The organism is Arcticibacter sp., from assembly GCF_053551015.1.
In genome coordinates this window covers 271,927-287,113 of record NZ_JBMQOB010000016.1, presented here as the reverse complement: position 1 = coordinate 287,113, position 15,187 = coordinate 271,927, and the positions used below count along the sequence as shown (strand labels likewise).

General features: G+C 48.1%; 13 protein-coding genes. 5 read left to right on the top strand and 8 right to left on the bottom strand.

Annotation, left to right across the window (positions count from 1 at the left end; genetic code table 11):
* The 3 genes from ACO1NU_RS11205 (at position 1) to ACO1NU_RS11195 (ending at position 3,124) form a co-directional block, all read left to right on the top strand.
* A complete protein-coding gene (locus ACO1NU_RS11205) occupies positions 1 to 207 on the top strand; it encodes a YwbE family protein (RefSeq protein WP_448818567.1) in 207 nt (68 codons plus the stop codon).
* 78 nt (positions 208 to 285) lie between these two features.
* The gene (locus ACO1NU_RS11200; protein WP_448818566.1) at positions 286 to 570 is read left to right on the top strand and encodes a DUF4834 family protein; all 285 of its coding nucleotides are present in this window, start codon (positions 286 to 288) and stop codon (positions 568 to 570) included.
* Positions 571 to 640: 70 nt separating this feature from the next.
* On the top strand, positions 641 to 3,124 hold the full coding sequence (locus ACO1NU_RS11195; RefSeq protein WP_448818565.1) for a YfhO family protein: 2,484 nt from the start codon (positions 641 to 643) through the stop codon (positions 3,122 to 3,124).
* 316 nt (positions 3,125 to 3,440) lie between these two features.
* Here the strand turns inward: ACO1NU_RS11195 and ACO1NU_RS11190 are convergent, their stop codons facing one another.
* From ACO1NU_RS11190 to ACO1NU_RS11170, 5 genes are read right to left on the bottom strand one after another with little or no spacing between them, the layout of a single operon-like run.
* Positions 3,441 to 5,465 carry a glycosyltransferase gene (locus ACO1NU_RS11190; protein WP_448818564.1) on the bottom strand — a complete coding sequence of 675 codons (2,025 nt, stop codon included), beginning with the start codon at positions 5,463 to 5,465 and terminating at the stop codon, positions 3,441 to 3,443.
* 20 nt (positions 5,466 to 5,485) lie between these two features.
* A complete protein-coding gene (locus tag ACO1NU_RS11185; RefSeq protein ID WP_448818563.1) occupies positions 5,486 to 6,397 on the bottom strand; it encodes a glycosyltransferase in 912 nt (303 codons plus the stop codon).
* Positions 6,398 to 6,445: 48 nt separating this feature from the next.
* On the bottom strand, positions 6,446 to 7,939 hold the full coding sequence (locus tag ACO1NU_RS11180) for an oligosaccharide flippase family protein (protein WP_448818562.1): 1,494 nt from the start codon (positions 7,937 to 7,939) through the stop codon (positions 6,446 to 6,448).
* A complete protein-coding gene (locus tag ACO1NU_RS11175) occupies positions 7,939 to 9,072 on the bottom strand; it encodes a glycosyltransferase family 4 protein (RefSeq protein ID WP_448818561.1) in 1,134 nt (377 codons plus the stop codon). Before ACO1NU_RS11175 ends, ACO1NU_RS11180 begins: the two co-directional genes overlap by 1 nt.
* A gap of 1 nt (position 9,073) precedes the next feature.
* The gene (locus ACO1NU_RS11170; protein ID WP_448818560.1) at positions 9,074 to 9,838 is read right to left on the bottom strand and encodes a class I SAM-dependent methyltransferase; all 765 of its coding nucleotides are present in this window, start codon (positions 9,836 to 9,838) and stop codon (positions 9,074 to 9,076) included.
* Between the two features lie 253 nt (positions 9,839 to 10,091).
* Here ACO1NU_RS11170 and ACO1NU_RS11165 point away from each other — a divergent pair, with 253 nt between their 5' ends.
* Entirely contained in the window at positions 10,092 to 11,219 is a 1,128-nt protein-coding gene (locus ACO1NU_RS11165) for a hypothetical protein (RefSeq protein WP_448818559.1), read from the top strand.
* Positions 11,220 to 11,286: 67 nt separating this feature from the next.
* Here the strand turns inward: ACO1NU_RS11165 and typA are convergent, their stop codons facing one another.
* Positions 11,287 to 13,092, bottom strand: a complete 1,806-nt coding sequence (gene typA / locus ACO1NU_RS11160; protein ID WP_448818558.1) for a translational GTPase TypA — start codon at positions 13,090 to 13,092, stop codon at positions 11,287 to 11,289.
* Between the two features lie 110 nt (positions 13,093 to 13,202).
* Here typA and ACO1NU_RS11155 point away from each other — a divergent pair, with 110 nt between their 5' ends.
* Positions 13,203 to 13,352 carry a FeoB-associated Cys-rich membrane protein gene (locus ACO1NU_RS11155; RefSeq protein ID WP_448818557.1) on the top strand — a complete coding sequence of 50 codons (150 nt, stop codon included), beginning with the start codon at positions 13,203 to 13,205 and terminating at the stop codon, positions 13,350 to 13,352.
* On the opposite strand, the gene ispF is transcribed toward ACO1NU_RS11155, so the two are convergent.
* Both ispF and porV read right to left on the bottom strand, forming a co-directional pair.
* Positions 13,342 to 13,830 carry a 2-C-methyl-D-erythritol 2,4-cyclodiphosphate synthase gene (ispF, locus tag ACO1NU_RS11150; RefSeq protein WP_448818556.1) on the bottom strand — a complete coding sequence of 163 codons (489 nt, stop codon included), beginning with the start codon at positions 13,828 to 13,830 and terminating at the stop codon, positions 13,342 to 13,344. The two genes, ACO1NU_RS11155 and ispF, sit on opposite strands and share 11 nt — an antisense overlap.
* A gap of 123 nt (positions 13,831 to 13,953) precedes the next feature.
* A complete protein-coding gene (gene porV / locus ACO1NU_RS11145; protein ID WP_448818555.1) occupies positions 13,954 to 15,120 on the bottom strand; it encodes a type IX secretion system outer membrane channel protein PorV in 1,167 nt (388 codons plus the stop codon).
* Positions 15,121 to 15,187 lie beyond the last annotated feature (67 nt).

The following is a 15,187-nucleotide window of genomic DNA, read 5'->3' as shown; positions in this document are numbered from 1 at the left end:
ATGAACGGACAAAACAGAAAAGATATATACCCGGGACTTGAGGTGGACATTATCCTGAAAAAGGACCAACGCAGCGGAACGCTGACAAGAGGAATCGTGAAGAACCTGCTAACCAGTGCAGCACATCATTCCCGCGGAATAAAGGTACGCCTGGAGGATGGACAGATTGGCCGTGTGGCTAACATTCCGGAGCAGGATGAGGACTGATCACGGTCTTCAAAATGTAAATGTTAGCTTACACTTGTAATAATTCAACTATTTATTCGTCATATTTGTATTTAAACTATGACAGCACTACTCAAATTTCTACTGATAACGATCTGCGTGATGTGGCTTCTACGAATGATAGCCAAGCTGTTACTGCCGTTCCTTTTCAAGAAAATGGTAACTAAAGCGCAGGAAAAGTTTACCACCTCATACAACCAGCAGCCATTTAGCGGCCAGCAGCAATATCGTTCAGAACCCCGTTCCAACGGCAAGATCAGTATCGATTTTATCCCTCCAAAAGATAAAGAAGCGCGTGCGGCAGATAAAGCCGGCGATTTCATCGACTTCGAAGAGCTAAAATAGGCACTATTCCAGATAAGCTATTTGCCATACCCTAAAAAGTTCTATTTTTGGTCTCCAATTAAAAGATAGAATGAGTAACTGGTTTAAACGAAATGGCATACATCTGGCCATCATTGCGCTCTTTATAGTATTATGCTTTATCTATTTCAGCCCTGCACTTCAGGGTAAAGTCCTCTACCAGGGTGACGTGATGCAGGCAAAAGCTATGCAGAGCGAAATCATGAAATATAAGGCAGAGGACGGAAAAGCTCCTTTGTGGACCAATTCCATGTTTGGCGGTATGCCGGCTTACCAGATCTGGGCTCAATTCCCGAAGAATGTAACCACCTATGTGGTATCTTTCTTCAGCGCGGTATTCCCGAACCCGGTATATAACGTATTGCTCTATCTTTTGGGCGGGTACCTGATGTTCATCGCCCTCCGCGTAAAACCCCTGCTTGCCGCAGCGGGTGCCATCGCCATTGCATTCTCTTCTTATAACTTTATCATTATCGAAGCGGGGCACACCAATAAAGCATTTGCTATCGCTTTCTTTGCGCCGATTGTAGCCGGGGTATTGCTAACCCTCCGGGGAAGATATATCTGGGGTTCTGTAATTACCGCATTCTTCCTGGCTATGGAGATCAGGGCTAACCACATTCAGATGACCTATTATCTGTTCCTCGCCCTTCTGATCCTTGCCGGCATCGAGCTATATCACGCTTATAAAAACAAAACTCTGCAGGCCTACTGCAAATCCATTAGTTATCTCGTAGCCTCCGTTCTGCTCGCTGTTGCCGTAAATGCCAGCATGCTGTGGGTAACATACGAATACGGCCAAGAGACGATCCGTGGAAAATCTAACCTGAGCCAGGATGCCAGCGCAGGAAAACCGTCTACCGGTCTGGAACGCGACTATGCATACGCATGGAGCCAGGGTGTGGGTGAAAACATCACCTTCCTTATTCCAAATGCCTATGGTGGCGAGTCTGGCCACCGACTGGACAAAGATTCTGAAGTTGCGAAAACACTCGCGACAAGGGGCATCCCTCAGGATCAGGTTGAAGGTGCCGTTCAACAGCTGCAACAATTTGGGCTTATCAATACCTACTGGGGAGATAAACCTTTTACATCCGGCCCGTATTACTTCGGAGCCATTGTGTGCCTTCTTTTTGTATTGGGACTCTTCCTTGTCAAGGATAGACTGAAATGGTGGATAGTAGCAGCAACCGTATTGAGCTTGTTCCTCTCTTTTGGAAAGAACCTGCCTTTCATATCCGATATCTTCTTCGACTATTTCCCGCTATACAACAAGTTCCGCGCTGTCGAATCCATTCTGGTTATTGCCGGACTCCTTGTTCCCGTATTGGCTATTATGGCCGTTCAGGAGCTTGTTTCGGGCAAGCATGACCCGAAGGTATTAATCAAGAAAGCCTCTTATTCGCTATACATTACAGGAGGGATCATCCTGCTTATTCTTGTCCTCCCAGGCTTATTCCTGAGCTTCAAGGCGAGCAACCACCAGCAGGTGGTAGAAGGGCTTACCCAAGCGATAGGTGACCAGGGATTTGCGAATTCACTGGCCAATGCGCTGATTGAAGACCGTACCAGCCTGGCACGTGCAGATGCCTTACGTTCCCTGATATTTGTTCTTGTTGGAGCGGGCCTTATCTGGGCACTGATCAAGAAAACGATCAAGCAGGAATATGTCTTCGCGCTTTTTGCGATCGTCATCCTGATCGACATGTGGGGAGTGGATCGCCGCTACCTGAACAATGATAAATTTGTTGACAAAAGCGTAGTGGACCAGAGTTTCCAGCCGCGTCAGGTTGATGAGCTGATCCTGCGTGATCCAAGCCTCGACTATCGTGTGCTTGACCTGACCATCAATACGTTCTCCAGCGCGAACGCCTCTTACTTCCACAAGACCGTGGGTGGCTATCATGCCGCAAAGTTGAAGCGCTTCCAGGAAGTTCTGGATAAGCAGTTCAACAATGCGATCAACGAAGATGTACTGGACATGCTGAACACCAAGTACGTCATCACAAACGACGAAAAGGGACAGTCCCAACGTATACAGAACAGGGGCACGGCTTGCGGAAACGCCTGGTTCGTATCCAATATTCTTTATGTGAAGAATGCGGATGAGGAGATGCAGGGCATCAACAGCTTTGATCCGAAGAAGGAAGCGATTGTAGATGAAAGCTTCAAATCACTGATCGACACGAAGAAAGCAGGAGTTCCTGACCCGAATGCGAAGATTACACTCACTAAATATCATCCTGATCACCTCACATACGAATATACTGCCGGAAAAGATATGATCGCCGTATTCGCGGAGATCTGGTACGATAAAGGCTGGAATGCTTACGTAGATGGTGAGAAGATTCCGCACTTCAGAGCAAACTATATTCTGCGTGCAGCACAGCTTCCCGGCGGAAATCACACGCTGGAGTTCAAATTTGAACCGGTATCATACTACGCTGGAGAGAATATTTCCCTGATCGCTTCGATCCTCCTCATCGGAGGAATCGGTTTCGCAGGATACCGCGAACGCAAACGGGCAACCAAATAAAGTTGCTTCATTCTATACTGAGGGATATCCGGCTCTGCCGGGTATCCCTTTTTTTGTTTTAGTCTCTCCTTATGATGCCCCTCTACTGCCCAGATATAATCAAGTACTTCTTTATTCCTTGCTTATATTAGCATAAGTAAAGAATCAAATTAAAGCCGGACCAACTACCTGTCAACAACGCATTTGCTTCGAGCATTCTCGAAGTTGGTCCGAAGTTGGTCCGAACCTGATGCGAAGCTGATCCGCGGTTGAAATAGCGCCGGTATAAGCAGTTTCCTAAGCAGGGCATGACAAAATACTATAGAATCAAAGGATTTTAATCGTTGGTGCGCCTGTGGCGGAGGTAATAGCTAAGGAGCCTGGCGCTGATAACGAGATGGTTCAAAACATTGGGAATGAAGCCGTAGTGTTTGCTGAAAATATCAAAACGTTCTTTCAGACTTTGACGGTGTTTGCGCTTAGACATCCCCCCTACCAGATACTTCGCCACATACATCCCTGTATTTTTGATGCGCGGCGCCTTCTTTACGGCGCTCAGGATCCAGTCGATATCTGCGCTTAACTGATATTTCGGGTCGTAGGGCTGCAATATAGCACGGCGTATATAGATCGCCTGGTGGCTGACGCTCATGCCATACCGGAAGCTGCCATGTGTCAGCTTTTCGGGAGCCTGGTGCCGCCTGCGACCGAGGCTCTCCCATCGCTCATTATACATCTCTGTCTCGCCATAATAGATATCGGCATTGCTGGCCGAAGCAAAGATCCGCTCGACGGTTTCGGTGGCATAGATCTCATCACCGGAATTCATAAAGAGCACATAATCTCCGGTAGCGAGAGCGAGCCCTTTATTCATGGCATCGTAAATACCCTTGTCCTTTTCGCTGACAAGCGTAGCTATTCTGGAGCGGTAGCGGTTGAGCACCTCGAGGGTGCCGTCGGTGGATCCGCCATCGATGACAATATATTCTATATTCCGGTAGGTTTGGTTGACTACCGAACGCAACGTTCGTTCGATATCCTGTACATTGTTGTACACGACCGTGATGACGCTAAGTGTAGGCTGGAACGCTGGCTCACTTGATATCCCGGATACTTCCTGATATAAAGCCAGGTGCTTCCGGGCAATCACTTTCTCTGAGAAGCGGTTCATGACAGCTTCGCGGGCTGCCTGGTCCAGCTTACGGCGGTCCTGATGCTGTTCCACCCAGGAGATTCCCTTGGCGAAATCCTCTGACGACTTGTAGGCGGCCAGGTAGCCATTCTCCAGATGGGTCACCATATCGGGAATACCGCCGGTTGTAAAGGCCACCACAGGCGTTCCGCAGGATAGACTCTCCATAACCGTATTGGGGAGGTTATCTTCCAGAGATGGGGTGAGGAATACATCGGCGGCACTGTAGCAGATACTCAGTTTCTCGTCATTGGAAATGGTTCCGAGAAAGGTGGTGTTCACAGGAAAATCGGGTACGTTGGCCGTATCTTTGTTTCCGAAGATGATCAGCTCCACGTTTTCCTTTCTGACAAGACCTTGGTCTATCAGGATCTGCAAGGCCTCGAGCAAATAGGGTGTACCCTTATGCAGGTCCTTGCGCGAAGGCATAAAGCCGCTTAACATGATAAATTTATCTTCGGCCAAGCCCAGTTGCATGCGGGCAGCCTGCTTGTCCCACGGCCGGAAAACTTCCGTTTCCAGCGTATTGGGGATTACCTCCACCTGCGCATCTTTCAGCAGCGAGCTTCTGAGGATAGACTGATGCATCCACCTGCTGGGTGCCACGATAGAAAAGCGCAGCTGGCTATAGGCCTTTTGCTTGCGCTTCCAGATCTTATTGGAGTTATCTGCCGGGTGTTCATTTTTCAGGATAGGGCAGTTGCCGCAGCTTCTTTCGAAATGATCGCAGTTGTAGCGCACATGGCATCCGCCGGTAAAGGCATTACTGTCGTGGAAGGTCCATACAACAGGCTTGTTCAGCTTGCTCAGACGGGCAAGGTCTTCGGGACGCAGGAAGGCATGGTTGATCCAGTGCATGTGGATGATATCGGCTTCCATAATAGCCCTATTGCGCGTAATGTCCTTTCCCCATATCGAAGCCGAAAAAGGGATCTTTACCGGTTTGGAAATAAAGGAAGAATAGTAACGCTCCAGCAGGATACCGAATGCCGAGAAGCCTTTGGCTAAGAACGAAGCGGAGAAGCTCTTAATGCGGGGATTGGAGCCGAATTTATAGCTCACCCAGACTTCTGATTGTACGCCTTCGGCAAGCAAGGCCTGATGCAAGCGGAGACATGCGCGGCCTGCCCCGCCATTTCCATCGTATGTGTTTATATGAACTACCTTCACAGCCGGTAAAATTACGTTTTTTACCTGGCTTTGAACTTGGTGATGACGTGGTTGAAGTAGCGGATTCCGCGTTTGAGGAGACTGCCTTTGCGGTGTTTAAGGAAGTCTTTGAGTATACCGAAGGCTTCCGGGTGCTCTTCGATGGTTTCAGGGAAGCTGGTGATCCGGTTCGGATAGATCGGGCTGCGGTAGATCTCTCCTACTGCCGAATGAACGCCGGTACCATCGTGACCGATATTGTCGATCAATGAAACTCTCGGGTTGAGCGAAAGTCCTTTATTCAGGAATACGGAGGCGTACCAGCGGATAGCCCATGAGTTGTTTTTACCGGCTTTGAACTGCTTCATGTGTTTCCAGAAGTTCATGGCTCCTTCCACCTCGAACTCATGTTTCGAGCGACGGTCGAATTTACTCATCAGCAGATCGATGTCCGGTTCAAAGAATTTCCAGGCGCGATCCCATGTTGCCCATGCCTGGCTGCTTGCTATGCGAAGGAAAAAGGTCTCAGGGAGCTTGTTCTCCTTCAGGTTGTACATGTAAGCGGTTATATGCATCACCTGATCTACATGCTCATACTTTCTTAAGCCTTCGTTGAAATACTGAAGCGTATGTGGCGAGGTGATAACATCGTCTTCGAGGACGATCACCTTACCGTATTCGCGTGACAGGCGGGTAACGCCATCAATCACGGAATTAGCTAGTCCGAAGTTATGCGGACGGCGGATGACTTCCACGCTTCTGAAGCCTTCCACATTGGCAATCAGCTCCCGCACTTCGTTTACTTTGTCTTCGTCTCCGGGCCTTGCGGCATCAGAAAAGATGAACAGACGCGACTCTTCCGCCAGGTAGTTTTTCTTGAGAAAAGCCAGGGTGCGTCGTGCATGATCGGGACGGTTGTAAACGAACAGAGCTATAGGTGCCGGATTTTGCATAGTATGCAAAACTAACAATTTTCTGTATCCGCGGATAGTGAAAGATAATTACTTCAACCCCACTTTTTTCAGCGCGTTACGATAGAGCTCATTGATGTCCTCTGAGATATTAAAGCCCAGAATGCAGCCCGTAAAGATCAGCGTAGCTGCCACGGAACGAATGCTTATATCCAACAGGAAATTGTCGAACACCGGGATGTAAATGCCGGCCGCCAGGCTGAGGACGGAGATCAGCAGAACAGCCAGGTATTTACTATCGAAAGGCTGCAGTTTGAATTTCAGAAGGATAAACAGCCAGTAGAGAAAGTTCAGGATCACCATGATGAGCAGATACGAAAGCGCGGCGCCTATCAGCCCGAAATGAGGGATCAGCAGCCAGTTTAGAAATGCGCAAACGAAGACTGCCGCGGTGATCATGTACGTGGTGTAGCGATAATAGCGGGAGAAGTTGATGATCTGACCGTTTAGTCCCCCGGTTATGTCGACCAGGAAGGTCAGTCCCACGATCACAAACACCCAGAAATACTGGTCGTATTCAGGCTTGTGCATGAGGAACAGGATGTGGTCATAGTTGATGATCAGTCCGATCAGGAGCAGGCAGCCAATGATGAACTGCACGAGTGAAGTCTTTTTATAGATGCGGTCGATCTTTTTAAGGTCGTTCTGTGCCCATGCCTCGGAGACGATCTGGTAAGAAGTGCGGCCAAGAGCTTTGGCAGGAAGGCTGATGACCACAGCTATTCCGAAGAAGGTACCGTAGATGCCAACAAGCTCCAGCGAGCGGTCTGCTATCACACTAAGCATGAGCACCGCCATTCCCTGAACAAGCCCGAACGAGCCACCGCTGATGACCGAAAAGAGTCCGTAATTGAGCAGTTCTTTCCGCTGAGATTTAACTTCCGGTGCAATTTGTCCGAACCTGAAATGCTTACCCTTTGCGATACTGTACCAGAGGAGCAGCGCAATCAGCGCATTAGCTACCAGGTAAGCCATCAGAAAGCCGTTATAGTCGAACCAGGAAGCAGCCATCAGGAGCACAGTTACGCTTGTCATGAAGCGAAGTAAGAACTCCTTGAGAAAAGCCGAAAAAACGTTCTTGAAAACTGTTCGGGCCAGACTTTCCAGAATAGTAAACAGCAAGGTGAGGAACGATATCGGGATGAGGTAATAGTAGTGCTGTACCATGAGCCCGGCACCCGACTTGTCTTCGTACTGATCCATGATCAGACCTTTAAACAACACAAAGAGCAGGGTGAAAGCCGCGAAGCTCAATGTACTCCACAGTGCGATGAGGGTGATGAAGCCCTTGTGTGTTCTATTCTCGGTACGAAACACGGGGAAGTACTTCAGGATAACGCCATTTACGCCCAGGGAGGCGATCTGAGCGTATAACCCCGAGATGGTGATGACCAGGGTGTAGAAGCCGATCTCTTCTTTCGTAAGGATGCGCTGGAACAGGATGATCAGGTTGAGAAAACCCAATACAGTTCCTGCATATAGAATGATGCTGTTATAGAATCCCTGCTTCTGTAGTAAATTCATTAAGCGTGTGCGTGTTTTGTTTCGATGGCCTGCTCCAGTATGGAATTCAGCCTGGCGATCCGGTCGGACAGAGTATAGTTCTGCAAGATGTGTTTTCTACCCTCGTTACCCATCTCGCGAGCGCGTTCCGGGGCGGCGAGAATCTCGGCCATCTTAGCAGCCATTCCCTGCGTATCGTATTCATCCACGAGATAGCCGGTCTTGCCGTCGATAACGGCTTCTTTGATTCCCGCATGGCGAGTGCTGACGATAGGGAGTCCCGCTGCGGCCGCTTCAAGAATGGTGTTGGGAGTGCCTTCCATATCGCCATCCGGCGGCGTCACGGAGTGCTGCACGAAGCAACAGCTCTCTTTGAGAAGCTTACTGATCTCGTCGGAAGGAAGCACACCAGTGAAGGTGATCTTTTCGGTCAAACCCAGCTCCTGAGCGAGTGCTTTGGATTCTTCGAGCAAGGGGCCAGCTCCTGCCATGATGAGCCGGGCTTCAGGATAGCGTTTCGCTACCTCCTGAAAGGCTTTGATGGTGGTTTGAGGGGATTTCTTGCTGACGAAGCGACCCACAAACAAGAAGGTACTATTTGACCTGGTGCGTTCATCCGAAGGAGAAAATCGCTCGGTATTGATCCCGTAGGGATTGAGCACCAGCTTTTCCTGCGGAGCGCCCAACTGACGCAGACTGCTGATCATGTCGTTCGAGACCCCAATGATCGTTGAAGCGTAAGCAAAGGCTTGCTTATACGCTTCCTTGTACTCGCTGATGGTTGGATGATGGTGCGCATCGGCGCCATGAAAATGAATGACCAGGGGTACACCGGCCAGCTTGCAGGCTTCGGCTATCATTGCACCCACGGTACCGTACTCGGCCAGCACCACATCGATCTGCTCTTTGCGGAGATAGGATACCAGGGCTTTGGTGCGGACGGGAATATTCCGTCTCTTCAATACGCGTTTTTGAAACAGGTAGCTCGCTATGCCCCAGAAAGTGGGGATGAGGAACTTTCCGTCATCCTTGTACAGCGGAAAGGCGCCGCCGTAGAGGACCTTTTTATCCATCGGAAGAAAATCAACGTGCGACTGGATAAAAGTCTCTGAATACGTAGAGGGATTGGGCTTGATGATGCAGAGTTTCGCCATCTTATTTCAGCTTATTTCTGACGTACGAACGGCGTAAAAGGCTACCCAGCCTGTAAATTCCTTTGTTGACTATACGTTTTGACCGCTGCTGCAGGGTAACGGGCTTCTGGTGGAAGAACGCGGCTTCAAAGTTATCGTTCTTTTCAAAAACGATATGTGCGTAGTCTCCCTGATTCCAGATATCCTTGATCTGATAAAGCAGGACATCTGCTTCAATGTCGGCGGCCAGTTTACCGATCACATCGAAGGAGATATGCTCATCTACGGGTTGCATCGTTTCAGGCTTGTGCTTTGCAGACCATTTGAGGTAATGCGGCGTTGGCACGGAAAGAAACAAATGGCCTTTATTGTTCAGCAGCTTTTTAAGGGATGCATGAACGACCGGCCTGGCTGACACGGCGATATGTTCATAGACGTCCATAAAGATAATGAGGTCAAAAGTCGTGTCGTAGGTATCCTCTGTGAGTATTCCGCTTTTAAACTTGAGCTTTGAGCTGCCGAATAGTTTATCGGCAATCTGAATGGAGTGCGTACTGATATCGATGCCGTGGATTTCGGCTTCAGGCCACTGTTTACTCATCCGGGCGCAGATACTCCCGATGCCACATCCTACCTCCAGAATGCGGAGGGGCTTGCGGGGGGCGTAGCGGATCAGTGTGTTCCAGGCTTCTTCTATCCTGGGATTGACCTTGATATAATCATTTAACTTATTCTGAACGTGTTCGTTATAGTAGGTTATTACATGTTCGGCCGACTGCTCCTGCATTTGTAGTGGATTAATCTTCGAAAATACTAAGATTCTTGTTAAAGGGAATAGAAAAATGAAGGTACACAATATGCACACCTTAGCTGCTGCCAGGGAGCAGAATTCGATGGGATGTGTGAAATTGTGTATAACAATGTAAATTTTTGCATACCATTATGCTATCTGACGCAGTGTCTTAAATCATTAGAATTGTATAGCGTGACTTAGAGTATGATTGGCGTTAGGGGTAAGGCAGCGCAGTAAAACTGTCAGAATGAAAATACTTTTTATATGTGGATGCCTTGAACCCAGTCGCGACGCTGTGGGTGACTATGTCCGCCAGCTATCTGAAGAGCTGGTGAGGCAGGGCCATGATCCTTTCGCTCTGGCGCTGAGCGACCCTTATGTAAATAGTCTTAGCTCCACTACCCAGGCACCGGATAAGAAAATACTTTCTGCTGTTCGACTTCCTGCAGACTGGAAGCCGTCCAGGCGTTTGGAACAGGCAAAGTTGTGGACCGAAATTGTCGACCCCGATGTGCTGAGCGTTCAGTACACTCCCTTATCTTTCGATGTGAAGGGTCTGCCCCTACTACTTGGCCAGGATATCAAACATCTGGCAAAAACTCGTAAGGTACACATGATGCTCCATGAAACCTGGGCGGATACGGGGCGCTCTGCGTCAATTAAACAGAAGTTGCATGCCTTAGCTCAGCAGCAGATCCTGAAGCGGAGCCTGAATATGATCAGACCAGTGCTTATCCACAGTCACCTGCCTGTATATCTTAACCAGATGAAAGCACTTGGCTTCAAGGCGAGGCCACTTCAGCTTTTCTCCAACATCCCCTTTTCAAAGGAGAAGGTCATTTCTGATGACGCGGTATTCCGCATTGGCTTGTTCAGTCCGGTGGAGCCGGGCGAAGAGCTTGTTGCCTTTTTGAAAAGCATCATTTCCGAAGTTAATGCTCTGGGAATTCGCGCTGCGATGGTACTCATTGGAGGAGATGAAGCAGAAATGAGGACCTACAAGGAGGAATATGAACGTATTCCGGGATTGAAGGGACAGGTGCTGTTAACAGGTCCCCTGCAAGTTAGGGAGATCTCGGCTCTTATTCAAACCTGCAGTATGGGAATTACATCGGTCGCCCTGCATTCTCTGGGAAACAGCGGCAGCGTAGCTGCATTTCTGAGTCATGGCGTACCCGTTGCGGCCCCCGTTATTCATCCCGGTTTAGCCAGCCAGGACATTGGACTTCCTTCAGCTGCCTTGAGTCATGCTATCTTGGTCGAACCCACATACGAGAGTTTCGTGGAGGCCCGGGACGCGGCTTCGGCTGCCGGTAAGGAACTATCAGTGTCTGCGGTAGCGGCATCTTTCATTACAGATCTTCAGGGCCTTTAACCTTTATCAAAAAAAAGAGGCTGAATCTTTTCAGATTCAGCCTCTTCCATATCTATTCTTTTGTTAATTAAACAAATTTCTTTGCGTTGATTTTACGCTCGCCTTCGTTAAGATAGATCTTACGTAGACGCATGCTTTTTGGAGTTACCTCGATGTATTCGTCACTCTGGATGTACTCCATTGACTCTTCCAAAGAGAACTTAATAGCAGGTGCGATACGGGTGTTATCATCTGTACCGGAAGCACGCATGTTGGTAAGCTGCTTTCCTTTGGTTAGGTTGATCACCAGGTCGTTTTCACGAATGTGCTCACCCATGATCTGACCTTCGTACACTTCAGCTCCCGGCTCGATGAAGAAACGGCCTCTGTCTTGTAATTTATCGATAGAATATGCGGTAGTTGTACCTTTATCCATAGAGATCAATACACCGTTAGATCTGCCTGGGATTGTACCTTTCCATGGCTCATAAGCCTTGAAACGGTGGGCCATGATTGCCTCTCCTGCAGTTGCAGTAAGGACGTTGTTTCTAAGGCCGATGATACCACGCGCAGGGATATCAAATTCCAGGTGCTGTAAGTCACCTTTCGGTTCCATGATCAACAGCTCACCTTTACGCTGAGTTACCAGCTCGATTACTTTACCAGAGACATCCGCAGGAACGTCAACGATAAGTACCTCGATAGGCTCGCACTTCACACCGTCAATTTCTTTCAGGATAACCTGTGGCTGACCTACCTGTAATTCATAACCTTCACGACGCATCGTTTCGATTAATACAGACAAGTGAAGGATACCTCTACCGTAAACGAGGTACGCATCAGGTGATTCTGTTTCAACAACCCTTAATGCAAGGTTCTTTTCTGTTTCTTTGTAAAGACGGTCACGCAGGTGACGGGAAGTAACGAACTTACCTTCTTTACCGAAGAATGGAGAGTTATTGATGGTGAACAACATGTTCATTGTTGGCTCATCAATATGTATGGTTTCAAGCTGCTCAGGATTTTCGAAATCAGCGATGGTATCACCGATGTCAAATCCGTCGATACCTACTACTGCGCAGATATCACCCGCTTTAACTTCTTTTGCTTTGATTTTACCCAGACCTTCAAATGTGTAAAGTTCTTTGATACGGGACTTCTGAATAGTACCGTCGCGCTTTACCAATGATACCGGCATATTTTCTTTGATCACGCCTCTTGCAACACGACCAATAGCGATACGACCTACGAATGAGGAGTAATCCAGAGAGGTGATCTGCATCTGAAGAGTTCCTTCTGATACTGGCGCAGGAGGAATGCTTTCTAAGATAGCGTCTAGCAGAGGGAAGATATCTTCTGTTTTCTGCTTCCAGTCTGTGCTCATCCATCCTTGTTTAGAAGAACCGTAGATTACAGGGAAGTCTAACTGATCTTCTGTAGCATCCAGGTTGAAGAACAATTCGAAAATTGACTCATATACTTCTTCAGGGCGGCAGTTTTCTTTATCAACTTTGTTTACCACAACGATAGGCTTCAAACCTAAAGCAAGTGCCTTTTGGGTTACAAAACGAGTTTGAGGCATTGCTCCTTCGAATGCATCAACAAGCAAAATAACACCGTCAGTCATTTTTAACACCCGTTCTACCTCACCTCCGAAGTCGGCGTGACCAGGGGTGTCTATGATATTGATTTTTACTCCCTTGTAGTTTACGGATACGTTTTTGGCTACAATAGTAATTCCTCGCTCACGTTCAAGATCGTTATTATCTAAAATTAACTCTCCTGTTTGTTCGTTGTCTCTGAATAACTGACAAGAGTGTAAAATTTTATCAACCAAAGTAGTTTTACCGTGGTCAACGTGTGCTATAATTGCAATGTTTCTGATATTCTGCATGTAATGCCCTAAAAAATTTTTTGCAAAGGTACGATTTAAATCGTAAAATTCCGCGTTCCAACTTTAAAATATAATGACAATCAGGGAGTAATAAAACTTTACCTTTGCATATGAACCTACAGGAAATCATTGTTTTAGTCTTGTTTATCCTCGCTGTGGCGTATATAGGGCGACTAATTTTCAGAAGTTTGCGTTCGAAAAAAGGATGCGCAAGCGGTTGTAATAAGTGTGGGGTGGATTTTACGGACGTTAAGCCGTAGTATCTTTTTCAATCAGGCAGACTGCATAGGCGACTACGCCTTCTTGCCTCCCGATAAAGCCCATCGTCTCATTGGTTGTCGCTTTGATGGAGATATCTTCTTCACTGATACCGGCGGCTTCTGCAATATTCTTCTTCATTGCCGGAACGTGAGGATTGATCTTAGGTGCTTCCAGACAGAGCATGGCGTCGATATTACCTATCTTCCATCCTTTCTCACCAATCAGACGAACGCATTCCGTTAAAAGAAGGGCACTGCTGATGCCTTTCCAGCGGTCATCTGTGTTGGAAAAGTGGAAACCTATGTCTCCGAGGTTGGCTGCACCGAGAAGTGCATCGCAGATCGCATGTAGCAGAACGTCGGCATCTGAATGCCCGAAAGCGCCTGAATGATGTTCAAGATGAACTCCGCCAATAACAAAAGGGTGATTTTCCTTTAGCTGGTGTACGTCAAAACCAAATCCAACTTTTATTTTCATAACTGTTCTTTTTTGCCAAACCTACTAAACTTTACATGATCAAGCGAACCCGCAACGGCGATTGCTTCGTCTGAGGGTGCTGGTGGATAGTGACAGACTCAGGGCTTCTGGCCTGGAGGGGCACTATCGAAAAGCATACATGAGAGATATCCGGAGGGAATTTGCCAGCGGGCTGTTTCTGACGGTTGTGAGGAGATAGGCGAAATCCATCTGCACTTGCGAGTAGCGATAGCCTGCACCCATCGTCAGATAACGCCGGCTACCTTTATTGGGATGTTCATAATGATATCCAGCCCGGATACCCATCTTTTGATCGATTAAGTACTCCGTCCCCAGTCCGAGGCTCACTTCCTGCAATTCCTCGGCGAAGCCGCCGGGAGCATCAGAAAAAGAGCCGAAGATGCCGGAAGCGACTGATCGGTCTGCATCTCTGCCGGCCGTGATCTGACCCTCACTGTCTAACCGGGGACTTGTTGGAACCAGAAGCTTATTGAAGTCCAGTGCAATCATCATTTGAGCGGCAGATCCAGGGTTGAGGGTAAGCGCAGATCCCAGTTTCAAGTTAGTCGGAAGAAACATCTTTTCTCCGTTGTTTAAATAGGAGAGTTTATTCCCAATGTTGGATATGTTGATCCCGAAAGCAAGCTCGTGCGCCTGGTTGCCAAAGAACACATTCATTTTTTGATGTGCCGAGATGTCGACAGCCAGCGCGGTTGCTGATGTGGAGGTTTGTGCGTCCATGCTTTCCGCGTCTGAGATATCTGAATAGATAAACCGGAAAGTGGTAGCCAGAGCGAGGGACTCGCCGAAGCGCCTGGCGTAGGTGGCATCAAGAGCAAGATCAATCGGGCTATAGGTCCCCAGTGGAGAGAACAGTTCGTCTTTTAGTTGAATATTGCCCATGGAAAAGTACTTCGCAGACATCCCCAGAGTACTCTTATTATCCAGCCGGTAATATCCGCTCAGATAGGAGATATACATATCGGGCGTCAGGTTCCGCAGCCAGGGACTATAAGAAAGGGCGACAGCCGCTCTTTCGGGGGCAAAAGCAATTTTAGAAGGATTGGAATACAGCGCGCCCGGATCTATCGGTGTGGCGACGCCTGCATCGCCCATTGATCCGCTTTTCGCGTCGGGACTAATCCGCAGGAAGGGTAAGGCCGTTGTGATGGCTCCACTAATTGGGGAAGAAGCCAGCGGCTCAGCTGTGGATTGAGCCTCAGTTTTTGTGCGGAAAGCCAACACCAGCGCGGAAATGAATAATATAGTTCTGAACGAACAAAACGTCATGTATAAATGTAGAATATATTTAGGAAGTTAAGCATATATCACCTGCAAATCACTTTTCCGTTTAAGT